The organism is Janthinobacterium sp. PLB04 (assembly GCF_021165895.1).
In the GTDB taxonomy this organism is placed as follows: domain Bacteria; phylum Pseudomonadota; class Gammaproteobacteria; order Burkholderiales; family Burkholderiaceae_D; genus Janthinobacterium; species Janthinobacterium lividum.
This window is the reverse complement of record NZ_CP088968.1, coordinates 4,764,222-4,780,509: the sequence shown is the minus strand read 5'-3', so window position 1 is coordinate 4,780,509 and position 16,288 is coordinate 4,764,222. Positions and strand designations below refer to the sequence as shown.

The following is a 16,288-nucleotide window of genomic DNA, read 5'->3' as shown; positions in this document are numbered from 1 at the left end:
GCCACGTATAATTCCCATTCATCCTTATTCATTTCCGACAGGCCCGCCATGCCCACGACTCCCGCTTTGCCCCTTGATTGGCAGACATTTGAAACTGCCTATGACGTCGAAGAAACCTGCTTCAAGCTGGCCAGCGCGTCGCTGGCCTTGCTGGGCGCGTCCCCATTCAAGGATCAGGCATTTTCCGCCTTTGCCTTCAACGCCGTATCGTTTCCATCCCTTTCGCTGAGCTTTGACACCAATCCCGCCAACCGGGAGCGCGATTACTATTCTCCGGACTGGTCGAACGAGTGCATCGAAGTCGACGTGCCGGAAATCGGCCAGCTGTGGGAGGAGGGGTATGCCAGGATTGAAGGCGCGCTGCTCGATCTGATTGACGCTGCCGATGACGAGCTGCTCGATGCCATCGAGGAGGGCTATTTGCACAGCCTGAGGAAAACCATGGTGCGGCTTGAAACGAGCCAGGCTTTCGAGCAGATCAAGACCTGCCCGCGATTCTGGACCGTGGTCACGCAAATCGACGCGGATACGGAGGAAGAGGAGCGGCTGCTCGATCAGGTGCGCCAGGGCCTGCCGGCGTGAGCCTCCGCCGCCATTGCAAGCCGCGCGCTATAGCAGGGCTTGCCAGCGCCTGACTTCCCCGTCCGTCAGCACCGGCCCCCAGCCGCCGCGCAGCGCCGCATCGTGCTGCACATAGTGCGCAAGCGGTGGCGCCGCCACGCCGTGCCTGGCACAGATATCAAGCACGGCTTCCAGCTGCCTCCGGCTTGCCGGAAGGTCATCGCCATGCCAGGTGCAGGCGCTCGTTTCCAGCACATGCCCGACAAGCTGCTCCAGCGTACCGAGCAGGTGCCCGGGCATGGCCAGGCGGATGTCATCCGGCCAGGGGTCGCCCATGCCGGTCACCGCCAGGGAAGCAAAACCATGCTCCCATGCCGCAAAATCCCCAGGCGCGAGCTGCGCCACCTTCCACACGTGCCCGGTGAACGCGGACAGCGCCGGATGGTGAATGTCAAAGCGCTGGCAAAAGCGTTGCAGGCAGCTTACGGCAATGCATTGCCTGGCGGTCACCGAGAGCGTGTCTATCGATATGTTGCGCATGAAAGTTCCTGACGTTGGCACTCGCCGATCACTGGGTCAATCTGACTTGATTGCGGTTGTCCCGCCTGGCAAGGCAGCCTGCCGCAACGCCTCCACCGGCAACTGGAAAAAGCGCGGCACCATCGCCGGCGACAAATCGTTGCCGCCGTCCGCCATGGCCAGGCGGCCACTGAGCAGCAGCATCACGTAGCCATGGCCCAGCGACCAGCCAGCGCTGGCGGCGGCCTTGTCCCAGCGCGGGTCGAGGCCCGCTTCGCGCACGGCCGCGCCGGCCGTCTGCAGCACGTACTGGAAGCACGCTTGCGCCGCTTCCATCAGGGCGGGGAACTGGCGCACGTCCTGGTGTTCGAACATCAGCCGGTAGTGGGCCGGAGCGGCCAGGGCGAATTCGATGTATTGCTGGCCCAGCAACTGAAAACGCTGTTCGGAGGGCAGGCTGCCCTGCGGCGGCAGTTCTGCCTCCCATTTGGCGATCAGGCTGGCGAAGCCGGCTGCCGCCACGTCGGCCAGCAAGGCTTCCTTGCTGGGGAAGTGGCGGTACACGGCGGCGATCGACACGCCCACCGTGCGCGCCAGTTCGCGCAGCGAGAGGGTGGCGTCGCTTTGCTGTGCCAGTTGAGCGATGGTGGCGGCGACCAGGGTGTCGCGCAGGTTGCCGTGATGGTAAGTACTTGTGCTTGTCATTCTATGTTATCGCTGTTCACATTGTCGTGTATGATGGCCATGTTATCACTGAACACATGGAGAGCACATGCAAGAGATAAGCAACGTGGTACGCGCCGTGGCCTTGCCGCCAGGCGCCAGCATCGCCCCCTTGTACCCGGGCAGCAACCTGGCCGACGCGTATGCCGTCGGCCTGCCCAGCGCTGGTGTACGGCAGATGGATATGCAGGCCCTGGCGCGTGTGGTGCTGTGCAGCCAGCCGCGCTGGGCGCAGTGGCTGCTGGCGGTGCGCGACACGATAGTCTCGCCCTTCGGCATCAAGACGGCAAGACAGCTGGCGGCCAAGCCTGATGGACGCATCGGCATCTTCCGCATCTTTGCCGTCAGCGATGATGAAATCATCGTGGGCGAGGACGATAGCCACCTGGATTTCCGTTTGTCCGTGCTGCGCAACCGGGACGCGGGGCTGCATGGCAGCGTCACCTTTTCCACCGTCGTGCATTGCCATAACTGGATAGGGCGTACCTACATCCTGGTGATCCGGCCATTTCACAAGCTGATCGTGCGGCGTACGCTGGCGCGCGCCGTCAAGGGGGGCTTTGCCTGAGTAGGGAAGGGCTGCGGCGGTGCGGGCAATCTTGCTTATTCATGGCTGGTATTGCATACTGCACCACCAGCCTCATCACGATTCCCATGAACGATACGCTTCTCCTGCTGGGTTTTGCCACCACGCCGCTTGAACTGATTTCCTTTGTCCTGGCATTGACAACCGTTGCGCTGAACATCCGCCAGAATCACTGGGCGTGGCTGTTCGCCATCATTTCCTCGGCCGCCTACGGTTTCGTGTTTTTCGAATCGCGCCTGTATGGCGACATGGCCTTGCAACTGCTGTTTATCAGCGTCTCGTTCTGGGGCTGGTACCAGTGGCTGCACCCGGCCAGCGGCGGCAAGACCTTGCCCGTCACGCGCCTCGATGGACGCGGCTGGATGGCGTGCGCCGGCGGCTGGCTGGTCGGTTTCCTGCTGATCGCCTGGCTGCTGACGACGACGGATACGGACGTGCCGCATGCGGACGGCTTCCTCACGGCAGGCAGCCTGGTGGGGCAATTCCTGCTGTCGCGCAAGAAGCTGGAAAACTGGATCGTCTGGATCGTCGTCGACGTGCTGTACGTGTGGCTGTACTTGCACAAGGACCTGACCCTGACGGCCATCCTGTATGCCGTGTTTGTCGTCATGGCCACGATCGGCTTGCTGGCGTGGAAAAAAGCAGCGCCGGCCGCGCCCGATGCGATGGTCCTCAAGTGATGGAGCGTTGCGTGCGCGTGGCCATCCTGGGCGCGGAATCGTCGGGCAAGTCGACCCTGGCAGCGGCCCTGGCCGAACGCTACGGCACCGTCTGGGTGCCGGAATACTTGCGCGAATTTGTCGAGAAGCAGGGCCGGGTGCCCGTCGCGGCCGACCAGTTTGGCATTGCGCGAACGCAAGTCGAACGCGAAGCGGCTGCCGCCGCGCAGGCGCGCCATTTCCTGTTTTGCGATACGACGCCGTTGATGACGGTGGTCTACAGCCGCCATTATTTCAATGGCGCCGATGCGCCGCTGGCGGCGCTGGCCGATGCCACGCAGTACGATCTGACGTTGGTGACGGCGCCCGACAGCCCGTGGGTGGCCGACGGCTTGCAGCGCGAGTCGGAAGCCGTGCGCCAGCTGATCTACCGCTATCTGCTCGACGAGCTCGATGCGCGCGGCATCGCTTACCACGTGCTGCACGACAGCCTGGAGGCGCGCCTGGAACAGGCGGCGCCCTTGCTGCAGAAGGCGCTCGATGCGGCGCCTGCCTTTACGTCAACTTAATTAAAAGTCGAATTGCGCCGACACCTTCAAGGTGCGGCTTGCACCCGGGAACAGGTAGCCGCCTGCTTCCGGAGTCACATCGCGCCAGTAGAACTTGTCCGTCACGTTGTTGACGGTGGCGCGCAGCACGGCTGGCGTGCCGGCCAGGCGCGTGGCCCAGGCGGCGCCCAGGTTGAACACGCTGTACGAAGGCACGAAGGTGGTGTTGTTGTTTTCAAACGCCTTTTTGCCCGCATATTCCCAGCTGCCATTCACGCTCAAGCCCGCCACCTGCTGCACGGCGTAGTCCGCGTGCACGGCCGCCTTGAAGGCCGGCACGTTGGGCACGCGCTTGCCATCGTAGTCCGCACTGCCCGTGCCTGATTGCTGGCTGTTCAGGGCCGTGATGGACGCGCCCAGGTTCAGGTTGGCCGATGCCTTGCCCTGGGCAGACAATTCCAGGCCACGGTGCTGGGCCTGGCCCGCGCGCACGAAGTTGTAGGTGCTCATGCTGCTGTCGAGGTACTGGTTGAATTCCAGGCCCTTGCGGATCTGGAACAGGGTGGCGGCCACCATGAAGTCCTGCGTCAGGTCCGCCTTCACGCCCAATTCGACCTGCTTCGAGCGGCTCGGCGTCAGTTCCACATTGGCGTTTTCCGCGTAGCGGTCGGCCGTGCCGCCGTGCTCCATGCCCTGCGAATACGATGCATACACGGCGATATTGTCTTGCGGGTTGTACACCAGCGCCACGTTCGGCAACAGGAAGTCGTGCTTGGCGCGGATTTCCGTGTCGGCCTTGAGCACATACTGGTAGCCATCCACATTGATGTGGCGCAGGCCGCCATGCAGCTTCCAGTTGGGCGCCAGGCTGACGATGTCCTGCACGAAGACGGATTTTTCCTTGTCGTTGCGTACCAGGCGTACGGGGCCCGTGACGCCGTCGGATGGCGCGACGATGACGGGGCGATAAATGTTGCTGATGCCCACTTCGTCGTACACGTACTTGCCGGCCCGGTCCTTGCGGTTGAAGTACGACACGCCGGCAGTGAATTCGTGGCGCAGGCTGCCGGTGGCGAACTTGCCCTGGATCATGGCTTGCGCGCTCAGCGGCTTTTTCGTTTCGCCCAGGCTGCGGAAGTCCCATACGGAGAAATCGCCATTGCTGCAGAAGACGGGCGCCCAGCTTTCCGGGCTGCAGCCATACGGATACGCCGTGTAGTCGTCGCGCTTGAACGAGTGCTGGTTGGCGGACAGGGTGGCGTGCCAGTCGTCATTGAAGGCGTACTGGAAGCGCAGGCCGAGGTTGCTGGTGACGGTTTCCACCGGATGCGTCCACGGCTGCTTGTTGAGCATGGTGTCGGCGCTGACGTTGGCCGGCAGGCTGCCGTTGCTCAGCAGCTGGAAGCCGGGCGCCGTGACCTGCGCCTTGTCCTGGTAGTCGGCGTCGAGCTGCAGCAGGGCTTGCGGGGAAATCTGCCAGTCGAAGGCGCCGGAAATGAACCGACGGTTGCCGTCCGCGCCCTTGATGTAGGAACGCAGGCGCTCGGCCGCCACGTTGACGCGGTAACCGAAGCGCGTGTCTTCCAGGCGTCCGCCCAGGTCGACGGTGCCATACAGGGTGCCCCGTTCGCGCGCTTCCACGGTGACGGTGCGCAGCGGTGCGGCGGTGGGGCGCTTGACGATGAAGTCGATCACGCCGCCAGGCGCGGCCACGCCTGCCTGCAAGCCGGCCAGGCCTTTTAATACTTCGATGCGTTCCTTGTTTTCCAGCGGAATTTGCGTGTCGCCAGGAATGGCCACGCCATCCTTGCGGTAGCTGGAGTTCGTGTCGAGCTTGAAGCCGCGGATGGTGAACTGTTCCGCGTAGCCGACGGCGTTGTACGACTCATTGATGCTGGCGTCGAGCTTGACGGCATCGCTGAGATTGCGGATCTGCAAGTCCTGCATGTCTTTTTGCGAAATGACGGTGACGGACGCCGGTGTCTGCAGCAGCGGCGCGTCGGCAAAGCCGCCCACGGAGGCGCGCTTGGCGGCCGGCGCCTTGCTGGCCGTGACGACGACTTCGGCCATGTTTTGGGCCTGCGGATCGGTGGCTTCGGCGGTGTCGTTCGCAGCAAAGGCAGGCGCGGCAAACGCGTGCAGGATCGCCAGGGTCAGTACAGAAACGGATAAATTCGGTGTAGACATAGATTGCTCGTGGTTCAAGCCGTCTCTGTAAAGAGCACGGCAGGCTGCTTGTTCGGCTGGCGCCAACGCAGGAGCTATCAAAGGAGGGAGGTACTTTGCGCTTTCCTTCGCTGGCATTATCCAGATCAGGTACGAAGGGTATCTCTCACCCGGATAACGACTCCAGGACCCCTAGCGAAATGACAGCTTAGCATGAACCACGGCCAGCTGTCCTCCTGGCTGACCGTTTTACAACAGTGTGGCTGGAATTTGCAAACTGCGCTACAGACTCAGTTCCAGCACCTTGCGGCTGACGGCGGGCGTCACTTCGCGCTGCTCGCCCAGCGCCGTCATGCCGTGCGCTTCCAGGGCGGACACGACGGCATCCACGCTGGCGTGGTTCAGGCCGTAGTCGGCCAGGCGCGTCTTGACGCCCATGTGGCGGAAGAAGAATTCCGTGCGCGCGATGGCGGCCTCGATGCGGCCATCCTCGTCGCCGCCGTCGAGTCCCCACACGCGGGCCGCGTATTGCAGCAGCTTGGCGCGCTTGGCCTGCTTGCGCACGCGCAGCATGCTGGGCAGGATGATGGCCAGAGTTTGCGCATGGTCGAGCTCATACAAGGCCGTCAATTCATGGCCGATGGCGTGCGTGGACCAGTCCTGCGGCACGCCCACGCCGATCAGGCCGTTCAAGGCCAGGGTGGCGCTCCACATCACGTTGGCGCGCACGTCGTAGTCGTCCGGGTGCGACAGGGCTTTCGGGCCTTCCTCGATCAGGGTCAATAAAATGCCTTCGGCGAAGCGATCTTGCACGGACGCGTTCACAGGGTAGGTCAAATACTGTTCCATGACATGCGCAAACGCATCGACGACGCCATTGCCCACCTGGCGCAGCGGCAAGGTGAACGTTTTCGACGGGTCCAGCACGGAGAATTTCGGATACACCTTGCGGCTCATGAACGAGCGCTTTTCCTGCGTGGCCTTGCGCGTAATCACGGCCGAGCCATTCATTTCGGAACCCGTGGCCGGTAACGTCAATACCGTGCCGAAGGGAAGGGCGGCCTCGACGATCTTGCCGCCTTTCGCCAGGATGTCCCACGCCTCGCCTTCATGCAGGGCGGCCGCGGCGATGAATTTGGTGCCATCGACCACGGAACCGCCGCCGACGGCCAGCAGGAAATCGATGCGCTCGCTTTTCACCATGGCCACGGCCTGCATCAGTGTTTCATAGCTGGGATTGGGTTCGATGCCGGCAAATTCCAGCAAGGTATGGCCGGCCAGCGCCGCCTTGACTTCATCGTAGACGCCGTTCTGCTTGATGCTGCCGCCGCCATACGTCATGAGCACTCTGGCATGCGGCGGGATCAGCGCCGTGATGGCGGCGATCTGGCCCTGGCCGAAGAGGATTTGCGTCGGATTGTAAAAGTCGAAATTGAACATGGGGCTCCTGCCGCTGGGGTTTAGGCTGTTGCTGAGCCATGATTATGGCCGAACGGGTGGAAACGTGTCGTGGACGCTTGAGCTTTTCGCCCGCGCGGTGGAGAATGCAGCCGATGTCACCACCACGCGAAAAGGAATGCGCATGACCAACGTCCCACTGGAAGAATCCAGCTTGCCGGCCACCGCGCTCGACATGCACCGCGCCATCGGCGCCACCATCGCCGCGCTGCAGGCACTGGACTTGAACAGCCAGCGCTTCGAGGCGTGCACGGACCCGGAACTGCGCCGCGTGCTCGCGCATGCGGGCGACACCAGCCGCAAGGAAGCGGCCATGCTGCTCGAATGGATGCGCCGCCGCGATGCGCGCCTGGACGCGGCCATGAAGGAAGCGCTGTTCAAGGCGGGACCGATTGTTGCTCAGTATCACTATGACGAGAAAATATTGTAACTATTGGTTTGTTGCTGTGGCGTACCATGCGCCACTTTCGCATCGTTTCGCGTAGACTGTGCCCCGGACACGATTTTGGGGGAGTTTGCAACGATGAGATCATTACCATACCGAGAAGGCAGCTGGTTTGCCGTGCCCTTGCCGGGCGGCGGCTATGCCGTCGGCGTGGTGGCGCGCAGGGCGCCTGCCGGGCGCATCATGCTGGCGTATATGTTCGGACCGAAGCGCGACAGCTTGCCGACGCTCGATGAGCTGGAAGGCTTGCGGCCGGAACAGGCCGTACGCCGCCTGCGCACGGGCGACATGGCCCTGCTCAACGAGCGCTGGCCCCTGCTGGGTGACAGCCTCCACTGGGAGCGCGACGCCTGGCCCATGCCGGCCTTTATCCGCCGCAATGAATCCTTGCAGCGCGCCTGGCGCGCCAGCTATGCGGACGCCGACCCTGCCAAGCTGAACCGCGAGGAATCGATCCCCTTCGATACGCCGGGCATGGAGAGCGATTCCCTGTACGGCTACGGGGCGACGGAATTGCTGATGAATAAATTGCTGGCGCAGGAGCAGGCGTCCGCTTGACCGTTGTCGGGCGGCGGAAACGCCGGAGCCGGTAGCGTAGGTCGGATTAGCGCCTGGCGCGTAATCCGACAGGAACAGCCAACAATGTTGTCGGATTATGCGAGGCAAGGCCTCGCTGATCCGACCTACGCCGCTGGCAAGCTGATCTGAAACGCCAGGCCGCCGCCTTCGCGGTTGCGCACTTGCAATTCGGCGCCATGGCGCAGCAGCACGCGGTCGACGATGGCCAGGCCCAGGCCGGCGCCGTTTGCCTGCCCGCGCGCCGTATCGAGGCGGGTGAACGGCTTCATCAGTTGCTCTATCTTTTCTGCCGGCACGCCCGTGCCGTGGTCTTGCACTTCGATGATGACCTTTTTCGCGCCGTGGCTGGTGCGCACCTGGCAGGCGATGTCGATTTCCGTCACGTCGCTGCCCGGCGTCTTGCCATAGCGGCGCGCATTCTCGATCAGGTTGTTCAGCACGCGGCGCAGGTCGGTGGGGTTGCCCATCGCATGCGCGCCGTCGGCGATGCTGGCGTTGATCTTCACATCCGGCAGGCGCATGGCTTCGCGCGTCATGTCGCTGAGCAAACCGCTCAGGTCGACATCCGTAAAGCTCGACGCTTCCGTCGGCTTGGCGTAGTCGAGGAACTGGCCGATGATGGCGTCCATCTGCCCGATATCGGACTGGATGCCTTCGCGCGCCTCGTCCGACAGGTTCGCCATTTCCACTTCCAGCTGCATGCGCGCCAGCGGCGTGCGCAAATCGTGCGAAATGCCGGCCAAAATCACGGCGCGGTCCGATTCCACCTGTTTCAGGTCATCGACCATCTGGTTGAAGCTGCGGTTCGCCTCGATGATTTCGATCGGGCCCTTTTCCGGCAGCGGCGCCGGCTGCTTGCCCTTGGCGATGTCGCGCGCGGCCGCCGTCAAACGCGACAGCGGCAGATTGATCAGGCTGGAAATGATGGCGGCGCCCAGCAGGGACAGCAGCGACACCAGGCTGGCCCAGCCCAGCCACTGGAAGCCCGTCAGGCCGCGCAGGCGCTCCCGGTCCAGCATCAGCCAGTACTCGTCGTCGTCGATCTTGAAGCTGACCCAGAAGCCGGCCACGCCGTTGACGCGCGCGGAAAAGCGCGTGTCCTTGCCCAGCTTGGCCTTCACCAATGCCTCGATGTCTGGCATCAGGTAATTGTCGGGCGGCGGCTCGATGCGGTCGTCCTCTTCCAGCGAGAAGATGCGGATGCCTTCATTGCTGACGAGGTCGAACAGCAGCTCGCGCCGCAGCTCGGGAGCCGAGTGCGTCAGTGCCGCATGCGTGATGGTGACGACGGAAATGATCTGGGCGGAAATCTGCTGCGCCTGCGGCTCGCGCTGGATGAAGGAAATCATGCTGAACCAGGCGATCATGCTGACCGTGGTCAAGGTGCCGAGCAGCAAAAAGGTGCGCCAGAACAAGCCGCTTTTCAGCCGCGCCAGGCTGATATCGGGAAAAAGCTTCATCATGCCTCGCCTGCGATCAGCGCGGCTGTCCGTCCGGGATGAAGACGTAACCTAAGCCCCACACGGTCTGGATGAACAGCGGGCTCGACGGATCAGGTTCGATGAGTTTGCGCAGGCGCGAGATTTGCACGTCCAGGCTGCGGTCGAACACTTCGTATTCGCGGCCGCGCGCCAGTTCCATGAGTTTCTCGCGCGACAGCGGCTGGCGCGCATGGCGGGCAAACACTTTCAGCACCGAAAATTCACCGGTCGTCAGCGGCACTGTTTCGCCATTCTTTTTCAGGGTACGCGTGCCCAGGTCCAGCACGAAGTCGCCGAATTCGAAGGTTTGCGGCGTTTCCGACGGTGCGCCCGGGATTTCATCGGGACCCTTGCGGCGCAGCACGGCGCCGATGCGGGCCACCAGTTCACGGGGATTGAATGGTTTCGGCAGATAATCGTCGGCACCCATTTCCAGGCCCACGATGCGGTCCACGTCCTCGCCCTTGGCCGTCAGCATGATGATCGGCGTCTGGTCGCCCGCGCCGCGCAGGCGGCGGCAGATCGACAGGCCGTCTTCGCCCGGAAGCATCAGGTCGAGTACCAGCAGGTCGTAGCGTTCGCGCAGCCACAGTTTGTTCATGGCCGTCGCGCTCTCTGCCGTGAAGACATTGAAGCCCTGTTCGGTCAGGTAGCGCCGCAGCAGGTCGCGCAGGCGCACATCGTCATCGACTACCATGATTTTTGCCTGGTGGCCGTGGATCGATTGCGTTGTTGTATTGCTGCCGGAAGTGGAGGTTGTGGTCATTTAGGGTGTCGTGTTATCTTATATTAGTTGCTATAGTAACGCCTCGCGCGGCGTCGGCAAGGGGCTGTGGCGACCCATTACAAAGTGTTACAAACTTTACCCAATTACTCTTACTGCACCGTGTAAAGCATCATACACTGGGGCCACAGTGGAAATCAGCTTTAGTTTATACGGCATCGCGGAAGAGGAACTCAATGAATATCTTTACTAAAAAAATTCACGCCGCTCCCAGCGCAGCTATTGCTGCACGTACGACCGTGCTGTCCGCATTTGCCGTTTGTTCCGTGTTTGCCGCCAGTCTGGCGGCAGCGCAAAACCAGCCGCCGCCACGCCGTGACGACCAGCAGCAAATGCAGGCCCAGCGGTATGAACAGGTACAGCGCAGCAACAGCAATGATACGCGACTGCGCGAACAGCGTGACGCACGCAGTTTCGACACGCGCGCAGAAGAGCAGCGCCGCGCCAACGAAGGCGCCGACGCCTCGCGCCGCACGGGCCGCATGACGCCCGACGAACGGCGCGACCTGCGCCGCCAGATCAACGAAGTGGGGCAGGACATTTACTCGAATCCCCCGCGCCGCTAGGCAGCCATTCCCCCTCCGACAGGGCCATCTCGCAAGACATGGCCCTGTTTGCATCTGGCCGCCCGCATTGTTGCTCAGTCAGGCACACGGCCCCGCCCCGTGATATTGTTCTAGTGCACGGAGGCAATTCTTTGAAATGGCTGCTGGGGGAGGCAAGGCGTGAGCGACGACGACACACCCGTTCCGGATGCGGTCCCCGCAGGCGGCTTGCCGCACGGCCTGGTCCAGCGCGACGAGGGCGTGTTCCTTGACCTGTCGCTGGCGCCGGCGCAGCTGCGCACCGCCGTCGAGCAGCTGTTCCAGTCGGGCCAGCTGCTGGCCGGCCTCGATTACGGTTTGTTCCTGCTGACCCTGTTCCATGCCCCCGCTCCCCGCGCCGCGCCCAAAGGCGATGCCCTGCTGCGCATCGCCGTGCGCGTGGGGCCATTCCCGCCCGCGCGCCGTGCGCTGTACAAACAAATCAAGATCCGTGGCGACAGCGCCGAATTTTACTTTGAAGCCTTGCCTGCGGACGCGGACGGCCAGGTGCCGGCGCGCCGCGAATTCGACGAGCTGGTGGCCGACCTGTGGTGCAAGGGCGTGCACTACGGCATCGATAGCGCGGCCGTGCGCGCCATGCTCGCCAGCGGCAAGGCCGAGCGCATCACGGTGGCGCGGGTGCTGCCGCCGCAGCCGGGGCGCGACGCCCAGCTGGTCGAAGTATCGCAAGGCATCCACCGCGACGATGCGCCGCGCGAACGCTCCGATGGCCGCCTGGATTTGCTCAGCTTCAAGAACCGCTTTCCGCAAGTAAAAAAACACGCGCGCCTGCTGCGTCTGCTGCCGGGGACTCCCGGCTTGCCTGGCTACGACCTGGCCGGCAAGGCGCTGCCACCGCCCGCGCCGCTGGAACTGGACCTGGCCACCGTGGCGGGGCCAGGCACGGCGGTCGAGCATTTCAGCGACGGTGATTTCGTCGTGGCCACGCAAGATGGCTATGTGAATGTCGATGAGCACGGCAAGATGTCCATCGAAAACAAGATCGTCAGCCGCGAAGGCGTCAGCAGCCGTACGACGGGCAATCTGAAGCTGAGCGCCGCCTACGAGGAGTATGGCGAAGTGCAGGAGCAGCGCCAGCTCGACGGCAGCGACATCACCATCCATGGCGACGTCTACGGCCACTTGCACTCGCATGGCGGATTAATATGGCTACATCGCAACCTGGTGGGCGGCACGGCCTTCAACGAGCATGGCGACGTGCGCGTCGAGGGCGTCGCTTCCGGCTCCGTGCTGCAGGCGCTGAGCGGCGAAGTGCATGTGAAGCGGGCGGAAAGCTGCGTCATTGCCGGCACGCGCGTGGTGATCGACAGCGCCAGCAATTGCGAGATCATCGCCGACGAGGTCGTCATCGAACTGGCCGAAGGCTGCGCCGTGGCGGCGCGCACCATCCGCATCGGCAGCGCCGGTCCCCGCAAGCAGGTGGAGATGCTGCTGTTCCCGCTCGTGCCCGACTTGAGTGCGCTGGAACAAAAGATCGCCGAGAGCCTGGCGAAGGCGGCGCAATTCCTGCAGGTGCAGCACAAGCGCCAGCAGGAAATCGATGCCATCGCGCAATTGCCCGAGGTACGCAATTACCTGACCCTGGCGGGTCAGCTGCGGCGCGGCGAATTGCAACTGCAAGCAACGCAGCAGGTACAGTACGACAAGCTGGCCGCGCGCATCGCTCCCGTCCTGAAAGAGGTGGCGCGGCTGCGCGTGGAGGTAAAACAGTCGGAAATCCTGCACGCGCAGATGCTGGCGCTGGTGGAACAATTGCGCCAGGAGCGGCAGGCAACGGCGGGCCAGTCGCGCTGCACCCTGAGCCTGATTGATGGCGAGACGACGGTACGCGCCCTGGTCGTGCCGCCCGGACCGGCCAAGGTCTACGACCGGCCGCCGAAGGAAATCAAGGCCTTGCTGCGCAGCGCCACGCCGGCCACGCAGCCCGTGTTTGCGGATAGCACGGGCAGCCTGGACTGGACCTACCAGCCGCCACTCTGATCAGTCGATAACCTTGCCGCGAGATTGTTTGAGGACGCTGTGCGTGCTCTTGCTGTCGAGACGGCGCCGCTGCGAGCTGCGCGTGGGCTTGGTGGCGCGGCGCACGGCGGGCAGGAAGGTCACGCTGTCGATGATTTCCTGCAAGCGCCGCAAGGCCTCTTCCTTGTTCTGTTCCTGGCTGCGCGACTGCTGCGCCTTGAGCACCAGCACGCCATCCTTGCTGATGCGGCTGTCGCGCAGGGCCAGCAGCCGTTCCTTGTACGCTTCCGGCAGCGACGAGGCGGCGATGGGGAAGCGCAGATGGATGGCGCTGGACACCTTGTTGACGTTCTGCCCGCCCGGGCCCTGGGCGCGGATGGCGGAAAATTCAACTTCAGCGGGGTTGACGAGGTGTTGCATGGCCTGCCTGTTGGGGAATGATGGGGGTATTGTAAGGGAAGATGGCTGCGCCGGCGCAAGGCCCGGCGCCGAGGCCAGGCTACCTTCCGGGAAAGTTGATGTTTCTCAACGCCGCCTGCGGCGATGCTGGTTAGCATGGGGCCAACGTTGCGCCACTGCGCATCCTGGCAGCGCCTACCGGATGAAAGGAACACCATGCAGCCCACGACCACGCTTGGCGCCGCAACGACCCAATCCCTGACGCAGTACTTGAGCTTCCGGCTGGGCGGCCTGGAATACGGCCTCGATTACCGTTGCGTGCGGGAACTGCGTCCTCTGAAGGAACTCGACCGTTTTTCCTCGGAAGGGGAAGTGCTGCACAGCGTGGCCGTTTCGCGCGGCGTAATCATCCCCATCGTCGACATGCGCGCCGCGTTTGGCAGCGCCCACGGCGCGCCCGACCCGGCCACCGACGTGATCATTTTGCAGCTGAGCAATGGCGTGATGGGCATGGTGGTCGATGGCGTCACCGATATCGTCAGCCTGGCCGCCAACGACATCGCCGCCGTGCCCGGCCTGGGCGAGGCGGAAGCCGATTATCTGCTGGGCCTGGGCACGGTGGCGGGGCGCCGATTGATCCTCGTCGACATCGACCGCCTGATGGCGATCCGCAGCCCCAGTCCCATGCAGGTAGCATAAAAAAAGACGACCCGGGAGTCGTCTTTGTGTTTTGTGTTAGCCCAGTTTCTCTAACTGATCCTGCAAGTCCAGCCATTCCGCTTCCAGCTGCGCCAGGTCCTTGGTGAAGAAGGTCTGGTCGGCCAGCAATTGCTTGAGCTTGGCCTTGTTGGCCGCGTCGTAGATGGTCGGCTCGCCCAGCTTGGCGTCGGTTTCCGCCTTTTGCGCATTGCGCTTGGCGATCTGCTCTTCCTGGCGCTTGATCTTGTTTTCGATCGGTTTGCGCAGGGCGGCCGTTTTCTGGCGCTCTTCCGCTTCCTTGCGCTTGTCGCGCACGGGCGCGGCAGGGGCGGCGGCTACCGGCGAAGGTACGGAAGACGTCACGGGGAAGTCGGTCTTGTTGGCCTTGCCGGCGGCCGGCAGCACGTCCGTGCCTTTGCCCAGCTTGGTCTTGAACAGCCAATCCTTGTAGTCGTCCAGGTCGCCGTCGAACGGTTGCAGCTTGCCGTCGGCAACGATGATGAATTCGTCCGTGGTGGCGCGCAGCAAGTGGCGATCATGGGACACGACGACCAGGGTGCCTTCGAACTGGGCCAGCGCTTCCGTCAGTGCTTCGCGCGTTTCCAGATCCAGGTGGTTGGTCGGTTCATCGAGCAGCAGCAGGTTAGGACGCTGCCAGACGATCAGGGCCAGCGCCAGGCGGGCTTTTTCGCCGCCCGAGAACGGTGCGATGGACGCAGTGACCATGTTGCCGGGGAAGTTGAAGCCGCCGAGGAAGTTGCGCAGTTCCTGCTCGCGCACTGTCGGGGCGATCTTCGCCAGATGCCACAGCGGCGATTCGTCGTGGCGCAGCATTTCCACCTGGTGCTGGGCGAAGTAGCCGATGTTGAGGCCCTTGCCCATGGTGGCGTCGCCCGTCAGCGGCATCAGTTCGCCGGCGATGGTCTTGATCAGGGTCGACTTGCCGGCGCCGTTCTGGCCCAGCAGGCCGATACGCTGGCCGATCTGCAGCGAAAACTTGATGCCGTTGACGATGGTTTTATGCGTGATTTCACCCGTCGCTTCGTTCTCGATCTTGTAGCCCGCATCGACGTCTTCCATCACCAGCAGCGGATTTGGTGCCGACAGCGGCTCGCGGAATTCGAACGAGAATTCGGCGGCGGCGCGCAATGGCGCCAGCTCTTCCATCTTCGCCAGCGCCTTCATGCGGCTTTGCGCCTGGCGGGCCTTCGAGGCTTGCGCCTTGAAGCGGTTCACGAACGATTCCAGATGGGCACGCTTGCGCTGCTGCTTTTCCAGCGCGCCGGCGGCCAGGATCATCTGCGCCGCGCGTTGGCGCTCGAAGCTCGAGTAGTTGCCCGAATAGCGCTTCAGCTTGCGTTCGTCGATATGCACGACCACGTTGACGACTTCATCGAGGAAGTCGCGGTCATGGGAAATGATCAGCAGGGTGCCGGCGTAGCGCTTGAGCCAGTCTTCCAGCCAGATGATGGCGTCCAGATCCAAGTGGTTGGTCGGTTCATCGAGCAGCAGCAGGTCGGATGGGCACATCAGCGCTTGCGCCAGGTTCAAACGCATGCGCCAGCCGCCGGAGAAACTGGCCACCGGTTGCTGCATCTGGTCCAGGGTGAAGCCCAGGCCCAGCAGCAATTGCTCGCCGCGCGATTGCACGGTATACGCGTCGGCATCGGCCATGGCGCTGTAGATTTCGCCGATGGCGATACCGTTTTCCGACGTGGCAGGTTCCGCTTCCAGACGCGCCAGTTCCGCTTCCAGTTTGCGCAGGGTGACGTCGCCGTCGATCGCATAGTCAAGCGCGGCACGGTCCAGCGGCGGTGTTTCCTGCGCCACGTAAGCCACGCGCCATTTGGCCGGGAAATCGATCTCGCCCTGGTCAGGGTGCAATTCGCCACGCATCATGGCGAACAGGCTCGATTTGCCCGCGCCATTGGCGCCGATCAGGCCGATCTTGTCGCCCGGATTGAGGGTGACATCGACTTGTTCGAGCAACGGTTTGATGCCGCGCATCAGGCTTACTTGTAGGAAACGTATCATTTTTTTCTTTGTAAAGGCTGGGCTTTGACCCCCGCCGTAAAAACATCGTGTAGGTCGGATTAGTCCGAAGGACGTAATCCGAC

17 protein-coding genes and 1 riboswitch are annotated in these 16,288 nt (G+C 63.1%); of the genes, 9 read left to right on the top strand and 8 right to left on the bottom strand.

Annotated features, from left to right (window positions below):
- Positions 1-48: 48 nt before the first annotated feature.
- Entirely contained in the window at positions 49-582 is a 534-nt protein-coding gene (locus tag LSO07_RS21075) for a DUF4303 domain-containing protein (RefSeq protein WP_151096487.1), read from the top strand.
- Between the two features lie 27 nt (positions 583-609).
- Here the strand turns inward: LSO07_RS21075 and LSO07_RS21070 are convergent, their stop codons facing one another.
- Positions 610-1,101: a hypothetical protein gene (locus LSO07_RS21070; RefSeq protein WP_151096486.1), complete on the bottom strand. Its 492-nt coding sequence runs from the start codon at positions 1,099-1,101 to the stop codon at positions 610-612.
- A gap of 36 nt (positions 1,102-1,137) precedes the next feature.
- Entirely contained in the window at positions 1,138-1,785 is a 648-nt protein-coding gene (locus LSO07_RS21065; protein WP_151096485.1) for a TetR/AcrR family transcriptional regulator, read from the bottom strand.
- Positions 1,786-1,852: 67 nt separating this feature from the next.
- On the opposite strand from LSO07_RS21065, the gene LSO07_RS21060 reads away from it, so the two are divergent.
- The 3 genes from LSO07_RS21060 to LSO07_RS21050 all read left to right on the top strand — a co-directional run bounded on the left by LSO07_RS21060 (position 1,853) and on the right by LSO07_RS21050 (position 3,617).
- Positions 1,853-2,371, top strand: coding sequence for a DUF2867 domain-containing protein (locus LSO07_RS21060; RefSeq protein WP_151096484.1), 519 nt, complete (start codon positions 1,853-1,855; stop codon positions 2,369-2,371).
- An 86-nt stretch (positions 2,372-2,457) separates the two neighbouring features.
- On the top strand, positions 2,458-3,069 hold the full coding sequence (gene pnuC / locus LSO07_RS21055) for a nicotinamide riboside transporter PnuC (RefSeq protein ID WP_151096483.1): 612 nt from the start codon (positions 2,458-2,460) through the stop codon (positions 3,067-3,069).
- Complete coding sequence (locus LSO07_RS21050) at positions 3,069-3,617, top strand: AAA family ATPase (protein ID WP_151097850.1); 549 nt, start codon at positions 3,069-3,071, stop codon at positions 3,615-3,617. Before pnuC ends, LSO07_RS21050 begins: the two co-directional genes overlap by 1 nt.
- Here the strand turns inward: LSO07_RS21050 and LSO07_RS21045 are convergent, their stop codons facing one another.
- Positions 3,618-5,783, bottom strand: a complete 2,166-nt coding sequence (locus LSO07_RS21045; RefSeq protein ID WP_151096482.1) for a TonB-dependent siderophore receptor — start codon at positions 5,781-5,783, stop codon at positions 3,618-3,620.
- A gap of 85 nt (positions 5,784-5,868) precedes the next feature.
- A riboswitch (TPP riboswitch) is annotated at positions 5,869-5,966 on the bottom strand.
- Positions 5,967-6,044: 78 nt separating this feature from the next.
- A complete protein-coding gene (locus LSO07_RS21040; protein WP_034779411.1) occupies positions 6,045-7,202 on the bottom strand; it encodes an iron-containing alcohol dehydrogenase in 1,158 nt (385 codons plus the stop codon).
- A gap of 142 nt (positions 7,203-7,344) precedes the next feature.
- Here LSO07_RS21040 and LSO07_RS21035 point away from each other — a divergent pair, with 142 nt between their 5' ends.
- A complete protein-coding gene (locus tag LSO07_RS21035) occupies positions 7,345-7,650 on the top strand; it encodes a ferritin family protein (protein WP_225317374.1) in 306 nt (101 codons plus the stop codon).
- A gap of 93 nt (positions 7,651-7,743) precedes the next feature.
- The gene (locus tag LSO07_RS21030; RefSeq protein ID WP_034779408.1) at positions 7,744-8,223 is read left to right on the top strand and encodes an Imm26 family immunity protein; all 480 of its coding nucleotides are present in this window, start codon (positions 7,744-7,746) and stop codon (positions 8,221-8,223) included.
- A 125-nt stretch (positions 8,224-8,348) separates the two neighbouring features.
- Here the strand turns inward: LSO07_RS21030 and LSO07_RS21025 are convergent, their stop codons facing one another.
- Together LSO07_RS21025 and ompR are read right to left on the bottom strand one after the other, a co-directional pair.
- Complete coding sequence (locus tag LSO07_RS21025; RefSeq protein ID WP_034779404.1) at positions 8,349-9,707, bottom strand: sensor histidine kinase; 1,359 nt, start codon at positions 9,705-9,707, stop codon at positions 8,349-8,351.
- A gap of 13 nt (positions 9,708-9,720) precedes the next feature.
- Positions 9,721-10,422 carry an osmolarity response regulator transcription factor OmpR gene (gene ompR, locus LSO07_RS21020; RefSeq protein ID WP_223278807.1) on the bottom strand — a complete coding sequence of 234 codons (702 nt, stop codon included), beginning with the start codon at positions 10,420-10,422 and terminating at the stop codon, positions 9,721-9,723.
- A gap of 263 nt (positions 10,423-10,685) precedes the next feature.
- On the opposite strand from ompR, the gene LSO07_RS21015 reads away from it, so the two are divergent.
- Together LSO07_RS21015 and LSO07_RS21010 are read left to right on the top strand one after the other, a co-directional pair.
- Positions 10,686-11,075 carry a hypothetical protein gene (locus LSO07_RS21015; protein WP_070255514.1) on the top strand — a complete coding sequence of 130 codons (390 nt, stop codon included), beginning with the start codon at positions 10,686-10,688 and terminating at the stop codon, positions 11,073-11,075.
- A 159-nt stretch (positions 11,076-11,234) separates the two neighbouring features.
- Positions 11,235-13,094: a flagellar assembly protein A gene (locus LSO07_RS21010; protein WP_151096480.1), complete on the top strand. Its 1,860-nt coding sequence runs from the start codon at positions 11,235-11,237 to the stop codon at positions 13,092-13,094.
- On the opposite strand, the gene arfB is transcribed toward LSO07_RS21010, so the two are convergent.
- Positions 13,095-13,493: an alternative ribosome rescue aminoacyl-tRNA hydrolase ArfB gene (gene arfB / locus LSO07_RS21005; RefSeq protein ID WP_034779396.1), complete on the bottom strand. Its 399-nt coding sequence runs from the start codon at positions 13,491-13,493 to the stop codon at positions 13,095-13,097. It abuts the gene before it with no gap.
- Positions 13,494-13,688: 195 nt separating this feature from the next.
- Here arfB and LSO07_RS21000 point away from each other — a divergent pair, with 195 nt between their 5' ends.
- Positions 13,689-14,171: a chemotaxis protein CheW gene (locus LSO07_RS21000; protein WP_151096479.1), complete on the top strand. Its 483-nt coding sequence runs from the start codon at positions 13,689-13,691 to the stop codon at positions 14,169-14,171.
- A 36-nt stretch (positions 14,172-14,207) separates the two neighbouring features.
- On the opposite strand, the gene LSO07_RS20995 is transcribed toward LSO07_RS21000, so the two are convergent.
- Positions 14,208-16,205: an ATP-binding cassette domain-containing protein gene (locus LSO07_RS20995; RefSeq protein ID WP_191909744.1), complete on the bottom strand. Its 1,998-nt coding sequence runs from the start codon at positions 16,203-16,205 to the stop codon at positions 14,208-14,210.
- Between the last annotated feature and the right edge of the window lie 83 nt (positions 16,206-16,288).

Coding starts and splice junctions, on each gene's coding strand:
- LSO07_RS21070 (WP_151096486.1), bottom strand. CDS start 1,101: ATGCGCAACATATCGATAGACACGCTCTCGGTGACCGCCAGGCAATGC.
- LSO07_RS21025 (WP_034779404.1), bottom strand. CDS start 9,707: ATGATGAAGCTTTTTCCCGATATCAGCCTGGCGCGGCTGAAAAGCGGC.
- LSO07_RS21030 (WP_034779408.1), top strand. CDS start 7,744: ATGAGATCATTACCATACCGAGAAGGCAGCTGGTTTGCCGTGCCCTTG.
- LSO07_RS21000 (WP_151096479.1), top strand. CDS start 13,689: ATGCAGCCCACGACCACGCTTGGCGCCGCAACGACCCAATCCCTGACG.
- LSO07_RS21040 (WP_034779411.1), bottom strand. CDS start 7,202: ATGTTCAATTTCGACTTTTACAATCCGACGCAAATCCTCTTCGGCCAG.
- LSO07_RS21065 (WP_151096485.1), bottom strand. CDS start 1,785: ATGACAAGCACAAGTACTTACCATCACGGCAACCTGCGCGACACCCTG.
- LSO07_RS20995 (WP_191909744.1), bottom strand. CDS start 16,205: ATGATACGTTTCCTACAAGTAAGCCTGATGCGCGGCATCAAACCGTTG.
- LSO07_RS21075 (WP_151096487.1), top strand. CDS start 49: ATGCCCACGACTCCCGCTTTGCCCCTTGATTGGCAGACATTTGAAACT.
- LSO07_RS21045 (WP_151096482.1), bottom strand. CDS start 5,783: ATGTCTACACCGAATTTATCCGTTTCTGTACTGACCCTGGCGATCCTG.
- LSO07_RS21035 (WP_225317374.1), top strand. CDS start 7,345: ATGACCAACGTCCCACTGGAAGAATCCAGCTTGCCGGCCACCGCGCTC.
- LSO07_RS21050 (WP_151097850.1), top strand. CDS start 3,069: ATGGAGCGTTGCGTGCGCGTGGCCATCCTGGGCGCGGAATCGTCGGGC.
- ompR (WP_223278807.1), bottom strand. CDS start 10,422: ATGGTAGTCGATGACGATGTGCGCCTGCGCGACCTGCTGCGGCGCTAC.
- LSO07_RS21060 (WP_151096484.1), top strand. CDS start 1,853: ATGCAAGAGATAAGCAACGTGGTACGCGCCGTGGCCTTGCCGCCAGGC.
- pnuC (WP_151096483.1), top strand. CDS start 2,458: ATGAACGATACGCTTCTCCTGCTGGGTTTTGCCACCACGCCGCTTGAA.
- LSO07_RS21015 (WP_070255514.1), top strand. CDS start 10,686: ATGAATATCTTTACTAAAAAAATTCACGCCGCTCCCAGCGCAGCTATT.
- arfB (WP_034779396.1), bottom strand. CDS start 13,493: ATGCAACACCTCGTCAACCCCGCTGAAGTTGAATTTTCCGCCATCCGC.